The organism is Shewanella glacialimarina, assembly GCF_020511155.1.
Classification (GTDB): Bacteria; Pseudomonadota; Gammaproteobacteria; order Enterobacterales; family Shewanellaceae; genus Shewanella; species Shewanella glacialimarina.
The window spans coordinates 1975830-1992904 of the sequence record NZ_CP041216.1; the positions used below are offsets into that span (position 1 = coordinate 1975830).

Genomic DNA, 17075 nt, shown 5'->3' on the forward strand with positions numbered 1-17075 from the left:
TTTGCTTGAAGGTCAAACGTAGAGTTTAAAAATTAAGCACTCGTGTGATTTTCCTGCTTAATGTGCCAGGGCAACAGCGCTAGTACATATCCGATTGGGATACTTTTCCTAATGAATATCGTCACTTTAAGAGTTTTAACTCTAACGCGCTTTTGTCCAAAAACGAGTTAACTCTTGTTCTGATTTAGCTTTTACTACAATCACAAATAAAGCTAAATCGAAGAGATATAAATGCGGGTGCAGATGAGCCAGCGAGTATCCAAAACAAGGATGTTTTGGTTAAGCCCACATGGAGGTGCTTGCGGCGTCTGGCTGGATCATCTGCACTTGTAGTCAACCTTTGACGCCAATGAAAATTTAATTGAGTTTTAAAATTTAGTTTGGTCAGGGCAAACTTTTAGAAAAACAAATCTTGCAACCCGCTTTTGTCCAAAAGTGAGTTTCAAAGTGATCAAACTTTATTCTCAAAAAATGAAATTTGTTCTCTGATAATTTATCAAACTATTACGTCATTACCGTTCATGACAACCTTAATTTTTTATCAAATTATATTATCGTCGTACAGTAAGCATATTTTCAAGTATAAAAAAACCGGATACATGATCCGGTTTGTACTCGTTCTAGATATTATTCACCTAGATAGCATTAACTTAAGGATTACTGGCCATAGGGTTGCACAACACCGGATTGACTTTGACTTTGAGAATTTGGTTGGGCTTGATAGCTAGGTTTACTTAAATCAATTGGCTTTACCGAGGTTGGCTGAGCCATTTTGCGAATTTGCATTACCATGCCCATTTGCGGATGATCAAAGTAGTGAATTTCGCCACTGCGCACCCGACGGTTTTGCGCTAATGGGATCACTTGTAAAAACGGCTTCATCGTCTTTTCAACTTTAGTATTGACCGCATTAAACTGATTGAACTCGCTACGGTTAGACTCGACTAACTTTTGAGTCGGTTTACGCAGCGCTAAATTATTTTCAATATATAAATAATGGCTTAAATAAATATTGATGGTGCCGTCGAGCTCCCATACCGGTTTTTTTTGCTCGGTTTGAGTCATATCGCCCAAGGTTGAAAAGTCATTCATTGACAGTTGATATGACGATTCGGTTTGAGATTGTCCACTCACTTGCTGGCCGTGATAATCAAATTGTTTCGAAAAGTCTTTCCCACCAAATATTCTTACCGGAGTTGATCTGCGCTGTGACTCCATATTTTGCTGCCAGGTTAAGTGCACAATCGGTTTGACATTACGTTCACGGCTAACGGTACGGATAATATCTTTAAATTTGCTTTGGCTGTCGGCAAGCAAGAGTGGCCCTATGCCTATATAAGCTTGCTGTTCACTTGATGCTGCAATAGTAAATGGCACCTGGCTTGGGTGACTGCGTACCGTACTGCTGGTTAACGGGTCATTACAGTCTGGGGTGATCTCGGTAGACCAATCATTAGCACTACAACCACTGAGTCCCACAGCAACGCCGGTAATATCTGTGCTGATTAAGGGCGTGATGAAATCGACCGCACGATCGCTAATTTTCGGTGCAACGGCATTAGTCCATTGCTCTAGCGATGAGCTTTCACGTTCAAAAACAAATACCTCAACCTCAAACCAAGATTCAGCTTGGGCTTGAGATGAAAACGTTAACGCACCGAGCGTTGCCATGGTTATCGCGATACTGGGTAACGCTGATATTTTGCAAAGGACATTTTTTTTAAAAAGCACTGTTATGTTCAAAAGCACTACTGCTCTCCAGTTTGATGTTTAGCAAGCTGTTCAAGTAAAGTCTTTAATAATTCGAGCCTGTCTTTACTGGTTTCAGCTGGAATGGTGAACTTTAACTTATTTGGCCCATCCATTCGATAGATTTGTGGCTGCTTTTGTAATAAACCGATGATAAACATCGGATCGACCCTATGTTCCGCTCCAAATTCTAAGCTGCCACCTTTTGAGTGCATCTCAATACGTTGCAGCCCTAGCTCTGTTGCCTGGTGTTTATATAAGGTAATGTCCATCAAGTTACGGGTTGGATCGGGTAGCATACCAAAACGGTCAATAAACTCGACTTTAAGTTCATCAATCATGGTTTCAGAGTCACAATTGGCAATTCGCTTGTATAGTGATAAACGCATATTGACGTCACCAACATAATCCTCAGGTAGCAAGGCTGGAATACGTAAGTCAATGTCACAAATCGCATTCATCATATAGGCTAATGACGGCTCTTTGCCTTCCTTAAGCGCTTTGACGGCTGATTCGAGCATTTCCATGTACAAACTAAAACCAATTTTACTGATATGTCCGCTTTGCTCATCACCGAGTAATTCACCTGCTCCACGGATTTCTAAATCTTGGGTGGCTAACAAAAATCCTGCGCCCAGATCTTCCAGGGCATCAATGGCCTCTAAACGTTTACGCGCATCTGAGGTCATACGTTTTGGGTGCGGTGTCATCATATAGGCGTAAGCTTGATGATGTGAACGGCCCACTCGGCCCCGTAATTGATGTAACTGGGCTAAACCAAACATGTCAGCCCTGTGTATCAAAATAGTATTGGCGCTAGGCACGTCAATGCCGGTTTCGATAATAGTGGTACATACCAGTACGTTAAAACGTTGATGATAAAAGTCAGCCATCACTCTTTCTAAATCGCGTTCGCGCATTTGGCCATGGGCGGTTACGACTCTGGCTTCTGGTAACAGGTCGCGAATATCCTGGGCCGCTTTTTCAATGGTTTCGACATTATTATGTAAATAATACACTTGGCCACCGCGTAAAATTTCACGCAAAATGGCTTCTCGTACTGTGGCAATATCGTACTCGCGCACAAATGTTTTCACCGCTAAACGTTTTGCTGGTGGCGTAGCAATAATCGATAAATCTCGCATACCCGACATGGCCATATTCAAGGTGCGCGGAATAGGCGTGGCGGTTAAGGTCAGAATATCGATATTGGCACGTAAGGCTTTAATTTTTTCTTTTTGACGCACGCCAAAGCGATGTTCTTCATCAATAATCAGTAGGCCGAGGTTATCAAACTTAGCCTCTGCTGTGAGCAGCTTATGGGTACCAATAACGATATCCACTTTGCCTTCACTTAATGACTGCACCACTTGATTTTGCTCTTTAGTGGTTCTAAAACGTGACATCACTTCAATTACGAATGGCCAATCAGCAAAGCGGTCAGTAAAGTTTTCATAGTGCTGCTGTGCTAACAAGGTGGTGGGTACTAATACGATGACTTGTTTTCCGGCATTGACGGCAACAAAGGCTGCGCGCATAGCCACTTCTGTTTTACCAAAGCCCACATCGCCACACACTAAACGGTCCATCGCCATAGGTGCTTGTAAATCTGCTAATACCGCATGAATCGCGCTTTCTTGGTCAACGGTTTCTTCATAGGGGAAACCTTGGGCAAATACGGCGTATTCTTCTTCATCAAGTGCCAAGGCTTCACCTGGGCGAGCTTGACGACGGGCATAAACATCGAGTAATTCAGCGGCAACATCACGAATACGTTCAATGGCTTTTTTCTTGGCTTTGGCCCAAGTTTCGTTGCCTAGCTTATTTAGTTGGGTGTTTTCATCATTGCCCACGCTAAAGCGGCTGATTAAATGCAGTGAGGATACAGGCACATAAAGTTTATCACCGCCAGCGTACTCAAGTTTTAAATACTCAGCGACTAAACCGCCCGTGTCTAAGGTTTCTAATCCTTGATACAGTGCAACACCATGTTCTAAATGCACTATAGGTTGACCAACTTTTAATTCAGCTAAGTTTTTAACCAACACATCAGTACTGACTTGTTTTTGCTTCTCACGTCGACGCTGTTGTGAAATACGATGACCGAATAATTCGGTTTCACAAATAATGCTGACTTTACCTTTAGATCCTAGCTCTAACTCACATCCGCGAGAAAGCGGAGATACCACTAAACCGATAAACTCTTTGGCGGTGACATAGTCATCAATGTGCTTAAACAGTTTTGGTTTAATACCAATTTTTGCCAGCAATTCAATCAAAGCTTCACGTCGACCTTCAGATTCAGCCACAAATAGCATTTGCGGATGCTGTTGACTGTATTCCTGTAGTGCTAATAAAGGCTGTTTGAGTTTGTGATTGGCATTGATATCACTAATGCTATTTGCCTTAGCAAGTAGCGCATGTTTTGGCTGTGAATCTGGATTAATTTGACCTTGCTCATCAAACACTGCATTAATGACTTGGCTGCGGGGCATAGGTTTAAATGCCGCAAACAGTTGGTCCGCTAGCAGGTAAAGCTCTTTGGGTTCTAATAGGGGCCTTAATGGATCAACGCGGCGATCTTCATAACGGCTGTGCACTTCCTGTAAATGATGCTCGCAGGCTTTATCAATGTCACCCAAGGTAATAAGCTGGCTTTGTTCTGGCAGGTAATCAAATAAGCTAGATGATTCATCAAAAAACAGCGGCAAATAGTTTTCTATGCCCGCAGGCATAATATTACGACTCACCGATTGATACACTGATTCGGCTTCTTTAGAAATCACTTCAAAACGGCGACGATATCGCAGCCTAAAGCCTTCAATTGCAGCACTGTCTGTAGGAAACTCTTTCGCGGGCAGCATTCTAATTTGCTCAAGTGCCATGCCTGAACGTTGGGTATCAACATCAAAAAAGCGGATGGTTTCGACTTCATCGTCAAACAGTTCAATACGCAGTGGCTGTTTGGAACCCGTAGGGAAAATATCAATAATCGAACCACGAATGGCAAACTCACCGTGCTCATAGACTTGATCAACAATATGGTAGCCGGTATCTGTAAGATGCTGACGAACTTGATCAAGGCTATATATGTCGCCTTTTTTCAAAATCATCACGTTGGCGGTTAAAAATGATTTTGGCGGGAGTCGCACCATCAAGGTGTTTACCGGCACAATCACCACGTTATGATTACTTTGGCTGATCTGCGCCAGTGATTCTAAGCGCTGCGAGATTAAGTCTTGATGCGGTGAGAAACTGTCGTAGGGCAGGGTTTCTCTGTCAGGAAATAAACACACATTGACACCAGTATTGGCCAAAAGATAGCTGAGTTCGGCTTCTAAGGTCAGTGCACTTGGGGTGTCATGGGTGACAATCAAGCTAGTGCCTGAATGCTGGTTAATTAAATTTGCGACAGTGAGCGCTTGGGATACGCCGCCAAGGGTGGTTAAAACTTGCTGTTGTTGGCCTTTTTTAACACTTGGCGGAGCGATTACACTAAATTGTTTCATTTAATTGATTAACTTGTATTGAGAGAACTTACAGATTGTCTTTACGCAGCTGCTTGCGCAGTTTAAGCATTTTTTGTTGTACAGTTAAACTGGCTTTAACTAACTGCTCAACATCTTCATCTAAAATTTGAATAAAGGCGAGGTCAGTTTGCCATAATGCCTGTTCAATCGTTGCTGGATTATTTGGAGCAATGGCTTCTTCTTTATCTGCTGGGTATGAGCCAGTGACTTCACAAATACACAGTACGGCAACCACTTCGGCATGAAGGTATATATGACAACTAAAAATACTGCCAATATCCATTTGTTTGTCTGAAAAAAGGCTCAAGCCGCTGCCGCCAAATTGATGTCCTTGATATTGCACACCAGCTTGGGCTTCTTTTTCAAGCACATGCTGCAATACTAAATCGACTTTACGGGATTGTAACTTTAAAAATTCAACAATAGATTGGGTCGCACTGTCTAGCTGGCGTAACTGCAACAAGCAATTTGATTCAAGTGCTTTAACTTCTGACAGTAGTTTAAGTCCAGTAGATTGCATTTGCCTGAGTTGGGTGTCATCAGGGATAGGACGTTGTTTATCCCAGGGCGAAAGATAAACATTAAATTGGTGAGGCACGCTAAAATAAGAATTGCTATCGTTTATCAAGGTTTGCCTCTTTATTTATCAATCTAATACACCTATTATCATGCCCAACTTGATGGTTTAGCAAGTCATAAGCTTTTTGTAATGGTTTTAGCGTCAATTTTGACTCAAGCATAACCAATATACGCGCTAATATGCGCATTGGATGACAAATTTTATATGAATTTTGGATTTTCTTTTTTTATGGGGTTTCGATATTGGCGTGCACGTAAAGCCAATGCGTTTGCGTCATTTATCACGTTGTTTGCCGTGTCTGGTATTTTTCTCGGTGTGGCCGCGTTAATTGTGGTCAGCTCGGTAATGAATGGCCTAGAAGGGCAACTTAAAAACCGCATTTTAGGTGCTGTACCGCAATTGACCTTAGTGCATCAAACAGAATTTGATGATTGGCAGGCTCAAGCCACCTTTTTACAGCAACACAAACAACTAAAGAATGACATTGTCGGCATTGTGCCCAGTGCGACGACCCAAGGCATGCTGCAATCCAGTGCTAACATCGCCGCTGCGCAAGTATTAGGCGTTTACCCTGAGCTTGAACAAGGTTTGTCGAGCATTATATCCCACACACATTCAAGCGCCTTTGATGCTTTAACACCGGGAAGCTATGCCATTGTATTAGGTAGCGAACTCGCTAGAAACTTAGCGGTTAAAACCGGCGATCAAATTCGCATTTTAAGTGGTGATGGTGTGGTGTATTCACCGCTAGGTCCTGTGCCAAGTCAGCGTAAATTTACTGTGGCCGGAGTATTTGAAATGGGTGCTCAGGTTGACGCTTCAGTTGCCTATATACATCATCAAGACGCTCGTCGCTTAATGCGCCAAGACCCTGATGTTATTTCTGAGCTGCGAGTGTATTTAACGGATCCATTTAATGTTGCTAGTATCGCGCCATTGACGACCAAGCTGTTACAACAACAAGGTGTTGAAGCAACTAGCCGTGACTGGCGTGCTGACTTTGGCCATTTATTTGCTGCGGTAAATATGGAAAAAAACATGATGTCGTTAATGCTCAGCCTTATTGTGGCGGTAGCGGCGTTTAATATTGTGTCAGCATTGGTCATGATGGTGGTTGATAAAACCACAGATGTAGCAGTGCTTAAAACCCAGGGATTAACGACAGCTGCTGTAATGAACATCTTTATCGTGCAAGGCTCGCTAAATGCTTTGTTAGGCTTAGGATTAGGCACCCTTATTGGCGTTATTTTATCCCTAAACTTAAATGAGATTTTAACCACCTTAGGTGTCTCTATTCTGGGCGCAGGCCAAACACTGCCGGTGCAATTATCATTCGCTCAGTTAAGTATCATTATTGTTGGCACCTTGTTGATTACCCTAATTGCTACTATTTACCCAGCGTTACGCGCCGCACAGGTTCAACCCGCTACCGCATTGAGATACGAATAATGACCCAGAAAAAACAGGTTTTATTAACCATTAGCCATGTTAGCAAGCATTACCATGATGGTGACGTGACCACCCAGGTGCTTACTGATGTTAATCTTGAGGTTTACAAAGGCGAACAGTTAGCGATAATAGGCAGTTCAGGGTCGGGCAAAAGTACCTTGCTGCATATTATGGGCACGTTAGACACCCCAAGTGATGGCAAGGTGATGTTAGATGGCGAAGATATTTATCAGTTATCATCGGCAAGACAAGCAAGCCTGCGCAACCAAGATTTAGGCTTTATTTACCAGTTTCATCATTTGTTACCAGAATTTAGTGCGATTGAAAATGTCGCCATGCCAGCTTTTATTCAAGGTAAAGATAAACAACAGTCGTTAGCTAATGCCAAAGTGTTATTAGAGCGGGTTGGTTTAGGCCATAGATTGGAGCATATCCCAGCGCAATTATCCGGCGGCGAGCGTCAACGTGTAGCGATTGCCCGTGCGCTAATTAATCAACCTAAATTAGTGTTAGCCGACGAGCCAACGGGCAACTTAGATGCCAGCAGTGGCGAAACCGTATATCAATTGATCCGTGAACTAGCCCAGCAATTTGGTACAGCCTTTGTGGTGGTAACGCACGACCATAAATTAGCCGCTAAAATGGACCGTCAATTGACCATGAAAGATGGCGTATTACAGGTTGCTGTTAATAACCCGTCATTAGGAAGTGACCATGAGTAAATGGTTACCCTTTTTAATTGGTTGGCGTTTTTATCGCGCGCGGCAAAATAATGGTTTTATTGGTTTTATTTCATTTGCCTCTACCGCAGGTATCGCCTTGGGTGTGGCGGTATTGATAATTGTATTGTCAGCCATGAACGGCTTTGAAAAAGAGCTACAAACTCGTTTACTTGGGGTGATATCACACGGCGAATTAGTCGGCGTGAATGAGCCGATTCAAGATTGGCAAGCCATTGCTGAAACCGCTAAAAACATCCCGCAAATTACCGGTTTAGCGCCATTTGTGCGCTTGCAGGGATTAGTGCAAAAGCCTGGTGGTTTTCAGGGGATAGTGGTTAACGGTATTGATGTTGATTATGAACAGCAAGTATCAAGCATTGCGCAATATATGAATGACAGTGCCTGGCAGTCTTTGCAAGGTTCAGACAATCATATTGTGCTGGGTCGCAGTTTACTCGACAAACTGCAATTAGAGGTGGGCGATACCTTGGCAATGTACACGCCTGCCGCTAACAACAACCGCTTAAGTGCCGCTAAAAGTCATCGGTTTGTGGTCAGTGGCGTGTATGATTTAGGTGGTGAAATTGAAGCCTCACAAGCCTATGTGCCGTTAAAATACTTAAGTGAACTATTGAATATGGGCGATGGCGTTAGCGGTATTCGATTACAAGTCGATAATGTATTTAGCGCCCCTAGCGTTACCCGCGACTTAGGTTATGCGCAGGAACAATATCTATACCTAAATGATTGGACGCGAACCCAAGGTCACCTTTATCAAGATATACAATTAGTGCGAATGGTGATGTATTTGGTGTTGGCGTTAGTTATCGCCGTAGCCTGTTTTAATATTGTGTCGACGTTAGTGATGACTGTACGCGACAAAGCGTCTGAAATTGCAATTTTAATGACCATGGGATTAAAACGCTCCGCAATTATGGCTATTTTTATCATGCAAGGCGGACTAAACGGCTTATTAGGTTGTTCGATAGGCGGTATTTTAGGTATGTTGATTGCGGTTAATTTAAGTGCAATAGCGAAGGGCTTAGAATCAATGTTAGGGATCCAGCTGTTGGACTCGGACATTTATTTTATCGATTTTTTGCCATCACAATTACAAACCCACGATGTACTTTTTGTGGTATTTATTGGACTAGTAATGAGCTTGTTGGCGACGATTTATCCCGCTTGGAAAGCCACTAAAATTGCCCCTGCAGCGGCATTGGCTGGTCGCTAATAAACTGCTCAGATATCTGCAAACGAGTAAACGGCTAGATCATAAAAAGTGCCTTTAACATTAAAGGCACTTTTATCAAATAATATTCCAAATCACCTTAAAGACATTTAGCGGGTTTAGGCAATCCGGCAATTTTTGTTGCCTGTTTAGCCGGGCCAACGGGGAATAGGGTATACAGATACTTAGAGTTGCCTTTATCCGCTCCTAAGCTTTGGCCAATGGCTTTCACTAATACCCGAATAGCTGGGCTGGTTTTATATTCCAAATAGAAGTTACGCACAAAATGAACAACTTCCCAATGCGCTTCAGATAAGGCAATGTTTTCAGTAGCCGCTAAAACGGGCGCCATATCAAGTTGCCAATCATCCACTCTTTTAAGATAGCCTTGTTTATCGGTTTCAATGGCTTGACCATTAAACTCAAACATAAATTCAAATGACTTTTCTACCATGTGATGACCTTAGCGTGGCGCAGTGCTTGATTAACAAATTCAGTGTAATCAATCGGGTGAATATTAGGATATTGCAGCTTGGCTATTTTTGCTGATAAGCCTCGGGCTTGAATGTCATCACTTAACACATAGACGTCATTATTTTGCATAGCCGTTAATAATTGCGGCTTGAGTAGGGCGTTTACCGCGTCAGCCGCCAATAAAATACTGTCATCAGCCGCTATGTATCTTAAACATAGGCTTAAAGCATTATCACTCGTGGTTGATGTTTGAATGTGATGTAAAATCAAAATACCAATACCTCATCCGCCAAAGCTAATTGTGCTGTAATCGCTTGAGCGCTTGCTGACTCCACATCAATAGCTAAATCATCCACTGTTAACCCCATTGTATTAAGAGACTGCTCACAGGCCAATACGGTTTCTATTTCGTATAAATCAAACGCTTTAAAAACCGATACGTAGTCTTTGCTACCGGCCAGTTCAGCGTGTTGTTCAGGTAATAAATGCAGCACAGCTTCATCACAAAAAATCAACGACACTTGCTGCTCAAAGCTGGCACTCAGTAAGGCAAAATCTATCCCTTCGCGGGTATAAGTTGTGCCATAAGGGGCGTGACGAAATACAATGCAAATCTGTTTCATTTTAGTCAGTCCTTAAAAGCACACTAAGCGATCGGCATGTTCTATGCCGCTAACAAGCTCACCTAAGCCACCCATTACAAATACATCGTTACTGTTCCAATGGGCTTTAGCATTTTCAAGCGCATCTTGTTCAGACAACACACCACGGCGCAGTGCCGCTGAAACACAATTTATCATTGCGGTTTGATTATCTTGTGAGAAGGTTAGCCACATTTGCTGTAGGTTAACTTCATCGGAAGCTGGGCAATTAAGGGCATTACTATTGTATACACCGTCTTGATAAAAAAAGACTTTTACCACTTGATGACCAGCAGAAACCGCAGCCTGACAGAACTTAAGCGCTCTAAAGCTGGCGGTAGACCCATAGGCTGGTCCGTTAACTTGTACAATAAATTTATTCATTATAAAAAAAATGGCCCTAATTTAGGGCCATTTTATCGTAAATTACTGTCAATGACGATTAATCGTCGTTATTCATGCCTAATAAGTGCAGTAGCGCCATGAATAAGTTGATGAAGTTTAAGAATAACGAAATGGTAGCGCGAATATAATTGGTTTCGCCACCGTTTACGATACGGCTTGTATCATAAAGGATTAAGCCTACCATCAACAGTGCTACAGCAGCTTGAATAGCCACAAATGCTACGCCGTTACCCACAAACATGTTAATCAGTGATGCGCCGATAACCACTAATAAACCTGCAAACAAAAAGCCACCCATGAAGCTGAAATCTTTCTTGGTGGTGATTGCGTAAGCTGATAGCGACACAAATATAACTGAGGTTAATCCAAAGGCTTGCATGATTAATTCAGGGCCATTTGCTAAACCGACATAGTGGTTTAAAATGTAACCTAGTGATGCACCTTGCATACCAGTGAAAGCAAATATCCACGCTAAACCTGACGCGTTATCGGCTTTTTTCAAGGTCACTATCATGACTACAATACTGCCTAATGATAAGCCGATAGACATGAATGGACCAATATTTAACGCCATTGCCACACCCGCCATTACCGCGGCAAATGCCAAAGTCATCGACAACAGCATATAGGTGTTTTTGATAAGTTTGTTTGTTTCCACCGTCGTAGCTTGATGGCCCGACAAAGTTTGTTGATTCATAACAGTCTCCAAGACAGTAAAATGCGTATTCTGAACAATAAACAACCACACGCAAATAGTTGATTAATTCGTTTAATTTAGATGACCCAGCTTAAAGTAAACATAGCGATTTAGCACCATAAATAAGGGTTAACCAGTAATTTAAGTCATTTAAATTTTAACATGTCACCATTGTTATCAAGCTAGCTTAAGCCAATATTAAAAATAACGCTTTTAGCGGACTTTCACGCTAGCATTATCATTACACTAGCATTATTTATATCTATATCAGTAAATATGAGGGCGAAAACTGAAAACTCAACTTATTAGTTTCCAAAAATTAATGTCAAATACAATCCAAATGATCTTGTGTAAAGCACAAAATGCAAAACGTTTAAGTTATCAAAATGACGCTAATAAAATGACGCTAATAAAATAAAACTAAGCTAACCATTCCCGGTGTAATTTTTCTGTGTCACCTAAATAATCTAACACCCATTGCAGTGCTGGGGACATACGGTTTTGATCCCAGGCTAAGCAGCAAGGGCTAGAGGGTTTAGAGTTTTTTAATTGCTTTTCAATTAACATTCCACCGCTAATAAACGGCTGTGCCAGGTGAATTGGCATATAGCCCACGCCTAAGCCAGAGCGAAAACAATTAATGGCTCTTATCCAATCTGGCACTACTAAACGGCGCTGATTGTCTAAAAGCCATGTGGTGCGTTTGGGGATTTCTCTTGAGGTATCTTCTAAACAAATAGCGGGATATTGCCTCAGTTCATCGTCTTCAAGCGGTCTATCAATCGCGGCTAATGGGTGGTTCTTACTAACTAAAAATGCCCATTCAATGTCTTTCATATCACGGTATTGATAAACCCCACCAACAGGAATAGCGGTTGTAGCACCAATTGCCACCATACTGCGGCCACTCGCCAGAGACTCCCACACACCATTAAACACTTCAATTTGAATAATTAATTCAACATCATCAAAATGGCGATAAAAATCAGCAATTAAGGAGCTGATTTTATCGGCACGTACGATATTATCTAACGCAATCGACAAAGTGGGTTGCCAGCCATTGGCAACTCGTTGTGTTTCACGTTTCAGTTCATCCATTTGCCTGAGTAACTCTCGAGCATGTTTTAAAAAATGCTCTCCTGGCTGGGTTAAGGTTACCGATCTATGGTGGCGTTCAAATAACACTACGCCAATATCAGTCTCTACTTGTTTAACAGCGTAACTCACCGCTGACGGCACTTTATGTAATTCATTTGCCGCCGCAGTAAAACTGCCTAATCGGGCGACAATATCAATCATGTGTAACGTTTGTTCTGAAAGCATAGGGCAACCTTTGCTGTGATATTTTTTGATGGCTGCGTTCAAATATAAACGTTTCACAGATGAATTTCTAATAATTAAACTAGTTCCAATGAAAATTAATTTGAGTATTAGATATGAGTAAACAACAACAATCCCCTGGTGCTATTGAGAAAGCTAGTTTTTTTCTCTATTTAACCATTCTGAGTATGTTGTGTTTTATTGCCACCGATATGTATTTGCCTGCTTTTAAATCAATTGAAGGCTCATTTAATGCACCCTCTGCGGATGTAGCAATGTCGCTCACGACATTCTTAGCGGGCTTAGCTTTTGGTCAACTGCTTTATGGCAAGTTGGTTGAAAAATGGGGTAAGCGAAATTCACTGCTATTAGGTTTAATGCTATTTATTACGGCTACTGGCCTAATCATTGTTAGCGATAATATTGTGATGATGAATATTGGCCGTTTCATTCAAGCTATAGGAGTGTGCAGTGCTAGTGTAATTTGGCAAGCTTTGGTCATTGAAAAGTATAATGCACAAGAATCTCAGCATGTATTGTCTAACATTATGCCACTGGTTGCGTTATCACCTGCGATAGCGCCTTTAATCGGTGCGTTTTTCTTATCGTATTGGGGATGGCGGAGTATTTTTGTTTGTTTAGCGTTACTCGGTGTTTTGTTGATTTTGATGACACAAATATTTGTCAAAGCCGACAAGCCTAGCGCAGAAGCAATTAAAGCCGATAAAGATAAAGCGATGACATTCAAGCAAATGTTAGCAAATCCATTCTATGTGGGTAATGTGATGATATTTGCTGCTTGTTCTGGTGCATTCTTTGCTTACTTAACCCTGTGGCCTGCGGTGATGGATAAATTTGGCTTTGATGCAACTGCGATCGGCTTAAGTTTTATTCCACAAACTATCATGTTTATCGTTGGTGGTTATAGCGGAAAAATACTCATTAAACGTCTTGGCAGTCAAACCGCATTGAAAGTGCAGTTAGGTATTTTCTTCACCACTACAATCTTGATTTCAATTTTGACCATCGCTTTCGAGATGACAACCATCTATCCACTATTAATCGTGTTTGCTTTTATGGCCGCAGCAAATGGTGCGATATACCCGATTGTAGTGAACAATGCATTGCAAACATTTAAAGATGATGCCGCCAAAGCTGCTGGATTACAGAATTTTATTCAAATCAGTGTCGCATTTGGCGCATCAAGTATTGTGGCAGCATTTGCAGGGGCAGGTGAGCAGGCAATCGGTTTAGGCATTTTAGTCTGTTCAGTGATGGTATTTGGCGCCTATTACACTAGTCGTTATTCTTCATGGAACAGCTGGTTTGATTCTTTTACAATGCCAGACCCAGCCAGAATAGCCCTTAAAAAGGATGAAGACTAATCAATTTGACCTTAAAGTAATCAATTGAGTATTTTTTTTCAATTAGGACTTTACAGCATCAATAGGTTGTCATATTATTCGCCGCGTTCGGAGGGATGGCAGAGTGGTCGAATGCACCGGTCTTGAAAACCGGCAACGGTTTATCCCGTTCTAGGGTTCAAATCCCTATCCCTCCGCCACATTCAACGAGAAAGCCTCATCAGAAATGATGAGGCTTTTTTGTTTTGGCGAAAGATAAAACTTTGAACCCCAGGTGCCTCTTTATTACAAGCAAGCTATCCCCCGCAAGATTCAAGACAAATGTAACATCAGGAATAATGGGCATGTCGTTTTTGGGATTTGAGTGGCTATCCATAAGGATTGGCTCAGACAATGTACTTGCTGTTTACATTAGCAAAGCACTCAATAACGTGTACTTCACACGGATCTGTTTAGCCTGGTCGCTATGCAATAAAGACTTTCCTTTTGATGAAAAGTCTCGCTACTGATTCGTGACAGGGTAGTAGCCTTTTCTAAGCCTTCAACACCATAGTTCATCAAACCTAGACTAATGATTTTATCTGTCTCTCTTATTGGCTGTTGCTAAAAGTTAAGCAGAAATAAGACTGTTTCGAAGCTCTAAAAGCATCTGAAAAGCTGCTGAACCCGGTATGTTATAAGGATTGAATTCTGTTGAGGTTGAAAATTTTAAATTAATGGGCCCCATATTTTTAGTTGCAGGCACATATGCCATATCCCAAGAGCTAAACTCTCTTGAATATATCTCGCAATATTCAATAATCACAATGTTGGAATGGCGTGTATCGGTTACAATTTTATTATAAGTCTCATTAACGCTTTCTCTACTACCTTCGATGCATTGAATAAAATAATTATTATTAAAGCAGAGTATTCCAGTCATACCATTTTTAGCATTATGCAAACGTGCTTTTTTGAGTATGTCCTCTAAAGACGATTCGTTAATAAAATCTGTCACTGTACTTACGTAGATTAAACGAGTTAGAAACATACTAATCTCTTGTAACTAGGAAAAGGTTAAATTAAATATAATAGAACTATTACAAAAAGCTATGTAATAGCCATGAATAAAACCGTTTCTATAGCACTCTTGCAGCTATGGATGTTTTATTTGGCGTGGTGGTGTAAGAATGTTGAGCATTTAAAAAGCCAGTTCAACGAACTGAATTATAGAGTATTCTAATACTCTTTTTTAGTTTATTGAGAGCACATTATGTACCACGAAACCCAGTGCGATAAAGCAATCGCTTTTGAACATAAGCTTTTTGCTAAATGAGCTGAATGAAAATAAAAACGACCAAAATAGTACGTTTGTATGTCTGCTAAGACAAAATGACATGAGCAATTATAATTTTTATAAAGAATAGGTTATCTTTCTCGAATACATCTTAGAAAGCATAATTTAATACCTTGAACCGCTACAAACTCGTAGGTTTTGTTGAGAGGAACACCTTGGTCAAGGAAGTAAGTGTCTGTATATTAATATAATAAATGATCTTTAACCAACCTTCGCACTGCGTTTTTCATCCCTAAAATTTAAATCCCTTTTTTTAGCCACACCATCATTTTTGAAAATCATCAGAGCTATGTATATAAGAATAAATATTCTATAAATAAAATTTGCAGTTAAGAAGTTATTGTCTATTCTTTTAATATTAAAAGAAATTAAGGACAGCCTCTTGAAAAAAAAGCATTTTATGTCATCACCATTTATAGCTTTAGCGATAGGCTCATTTATCGCTTTTAGCATTTCTTGGTTATTGATGAATTGGGTGCCAGTAGTGGTTGCCTTGTTTATCGCAGTGCTTATCTGCGCTCTATCTGGCGGTTTTGCACTAAAATTGATAACGACTAGCTCCACTGTTAATAACGATACTACGGCAGAGAAAACTACCCTCACAAATGATGTCGACCAATTACAACAACAATTTCTGGACACATTAAAATCAACCCTACTCGAATGCAAACAAAATGTTGACGATGTAAATAATGTGCAATCGGATGCTATTGAAACGCTTGTTACTTCCTTTTCTCGATTAAAAGAGTTGGCAGAGCTACAACAAGATCGCGTAATGCAGTTGCTAGAAGCTGAAAACGATGAGCATGGGAATAGTTGGTTGACTTCATTTGCTCAAGAAACCAGTAAAACTCTTGAACAGTTTGTTGAAACAACAGTCAATATGTCAGCATCTTCAATGGAGCTAGTCGAAAAAGTCGGTCGAATTAATACCATGGTTCCTGATGTTATGAAGGCGATGAAAGATATTGATCAAATAGCATCACAAACCAACTTACTTGCACTTAATGCGGCAATTGAGGCTGCACGTGCAGGCGAGGCTGGGCGCGGATTTGCCGTGGTAGCAGATGAGGTTAGGTCGCTTTCTACTCGGTCAGCGGGTTTTAGTAATCAGATCCAACAAAAACTAAAAAATATGGCAGTGCAAATTGAAACTTTAACTGCTGATATAGGTGGCGTCGCCTCACAAGATGTTACTTATGTGATGCAATCGAAAAAAAATGTCCACATTGCTATCGATAAATTAATGGAAAACGCAACAGGCAATCGAAAGCATACTTCAGCTCTTGATGAACATAACCAAATATTACAACAGTCTTTGAATGACGCGATGCGAGGGCTGCAATTTGGTGATATTAACGCACAAAACCTGTCTTATACCGCTGAACAGTTAGCCGAAGTTAACAGACAATTAAATATATTGATGGAACCTGGTGGTATGGAAGATGAGGCTAAGATGCAAGGGTGTAATGAAAGCCTTGTACAATTTAGAATTCAAAAACATAACCCTGTTTCAGCCAGTTCTATGGCAAGTGGTGACATAGATTTCTTCTAGAAAACAGATATCTACAATGAAA

At 41.0% G+C, this 17075-nt stretch carries 15 protein-coding genes and 1 tRNA gene; 6 read left to right on the forward strand and 10 right to left on the reverse strand.

Translation table 11 applies throughout. The features are described from left to right. Window positions 1–657 precede the first annotated feature (657 nt). From FJ709_RS08535 to FJ709_RS08545, 3 genes are all read right to left on the reverse strand, one after another. The gene (locus FJ709_RS08535; protein WP_226415455.1) at window positions 658–1671 is read right to left on the reverse strand and encodes a peptidoglycan binding protein CsiV; all 1014 of its coding nucleotides are present in this window, start codon (window positions 1669–1671) and stop codon (window positions 658–660) included. 77 nt (window positions 1672–1748) lie between these two features. Next, on the reverse strand, window positions 1749–5258 hold the full coding sequence (gene mfd / locus FJ709_RS08540; protein ID WP_226415457.1) for a transcription-repair coupling factor: 3510 nt from the start codon (window positions 5256–5258) through the stop codon (window positions 1749–1751). A 28-nt stretch (window positions 5259–5286) separates the two neighbouring features. Beyond that, complete coding sequence (locus FJ709_RS08545; protein WP_226415459.1) at window positions 5287–5907, reverse strand: hypothetical protein; 621 nt, start codon at window positions 5905–5907, stop codon at window positions 5287–5289. Between the two features lie 156 nt (window positions 5908–6063). Here FJ709_RS08545 and FJ709_RS08550 point away from each other — a divergent pair, with 156 nt between their 5' ends. From FJ709_RS08550 to lolE, 3 genes are read left to right on the forward strand one after another with little or no spacing between them, the layout of a single operon-like run. After that, window positions 6064–7308 (forward strand): lipoprotein-releasing ABC transporter permease subunit, encoded by a 1245-nt coding sequence (locus tag FJ709_RS08550; protein ID WP_226415461.1) that lies wholly within the window; start codon window positions 6064–6066, stop codon window positions 7306–7308. Continuing rightward, window positions 7308–8030 (forward strand): lipoprotein-releasing ABC transporter ATP-binding protein LolD, encoded by a 723-nt coding sequence (gene lolD / locus FJ709_RS08555; protein ID WP_226415463.1) that lies wholly within the window; start codon window positions 7308–7310, stop codon window positions 8028–8030. The genes FJ709_RS08550 and lolD overlap by 1 nt, the downstream gene beginning before the upstream one ends. Next, window positions 8023–9264: a lipoprotein-releasing ABC transporter permease subunit LolE gene (lolE, locus tag FJ709_RS08560; RefSeq protein WP_226415465.1), complete on the forward strand. Its 1242-nt coding sequence runs from the start codon at window positions 8023–8025 to the stop codon at window positions 9262–9264. The genes lolD and lolE overlap by 8 nt, the downstream gene beginning before the upstream one ends. A 97-nt stretch (window positions 9265–9361) precedes the next feature. On the opposite strand, the gene FJ709_RS08565 is transcribed toward lolE, so the two are convergent. The 6 genes from FJ709_RS08565 to punR all read right to left on the reverse strand — a co-directional run bounded on the left by FJ709_RS08565 (window position 9362) and on the right by punR (window position 12801). Beyond that, entirely contained in the window at window positions 9362–9691 is a 330-nt protein-coding gene (locus tag FJ709_RS08565) for a TusE/DsrC/DsvC family sulfur relay protein (protein WP_226415904.1), read from the reverse strand. 17 nt (window positions 9692–9708) lie between these two features. Then, on the reverse strand, window positions 9709–10005 hold the full coding sequence (gene tusB, locus FJ709_RS08570; RefSeq protein ID WP_226415467.1) for a sulfurtransferase complex subunit TusB: 297 nt from the start codon (window positions 10003–10005) through the stop codon (window positions 9709–9711). Further along, window positions 10002–10358 (reverse strand): sulfurtransferase complex subunit TusC, encoded by a 357-nt coding sequence (tusC, locus tag FJ709_RS08575; protein ID WP_226415469.1) that lies wholly within the window; start codon window positions 10356–10358, stop codon window positions 10002–10004. Before tusC ends, tusB begins: the two co-directional genes overlap by 4 nt. A gap of 12 nt (window positions 10359–10370) precedes the next feature. Beyond that, the gene (gene tusD, locus FJ709_RS08580; RefSeq protein WP_226415471.1) at window positions 10371–10760 is read right to left on the reverse strand and encodes a sulfurtransferase complex subunit TusD; all 390 of its coding nucleotides are present in this window, start codon (window positions 10758–10760) and stop codon (window positions 10371–10373) included. A gap of 58 nt (window positions 10761–10818) precedes the next feature. Further along, the gene (locus FJ709_RS08585) at window positions 10819–11478 is read right to left on the reverse strand and encodes a Bax inhibitor-1/YccA family protein (protein ID WP_226415474.1); all 660 of its coding nucleotides are present in this window, start codon (window positions 11476–11478) and stop codon (window positions 10819–10821) included. A 420-nt stretch (window positions 11479–11898) separates the two neighbouring features. Then, window positions 11899–12801 (reverse strand): DNA-binding transcriptional activator PunR, encoded by a 903-nt coding sequence (gene punR / locus FJ709_RS08590; RefSeq protein ID WP_226415477.1) that lies wholly within the window; start codon window positions 12799–12801, stop codon window positions 11899–11901. 113 nt (window positions 12802–12914) lie between these two features. Here punR and punC point away from each other — a divergent pair, with 113 nt between their 5' ends. After that, window positions 12915–14183 (forward strand): purine nucleoside transporter PunC, encoded by a 1269-nt coding sequence (gene punC, locus FJ709_RS08595; RefSeq protein WP_226415479.1) that lies wholly within the window; start codon window positions 12915–12917, stop codon window positions 14181–14183. 89 nt (window positions 14184–14272) lie between these two features. Continuing rightward, window positions 14273–14362: transfer RNA gene (locus FJ709_RS08600), tRNA-Ser, on the forward strand. 410 nt (window positions 14363–14772) lie between these two features. Here FJ709_RS08600 and FJ709_RS08605 read toward each other — a convergent pair. Then, entirely contained in the window at window positions 14773–15192 is a 420-nt protein-coding gene (locus tag FJ709_RS08605; protein ID WP_226415481.1) for a BLUF domain-containing protein, read from the reverse strand. A 688-nt stretch (window positions 15193–15880) separates the two neighbouring features. Between FJ709_RS08605 and FJ709_RS08610 the strand changes: the two genes are divergently transcribed. Next, window positions 15881–17053, forward strand: a complete 1173-nt coding sequence (locus tag FJ709_RS08610) for a methyl-accepting chemotaxis protein (RefSeq protein WP_226415483.1) — start codon at window positions 15881–15883, stop codon at window positions 17051–17053. Window positions 17054–17075 lie beyond the last annotated feature (22 nt).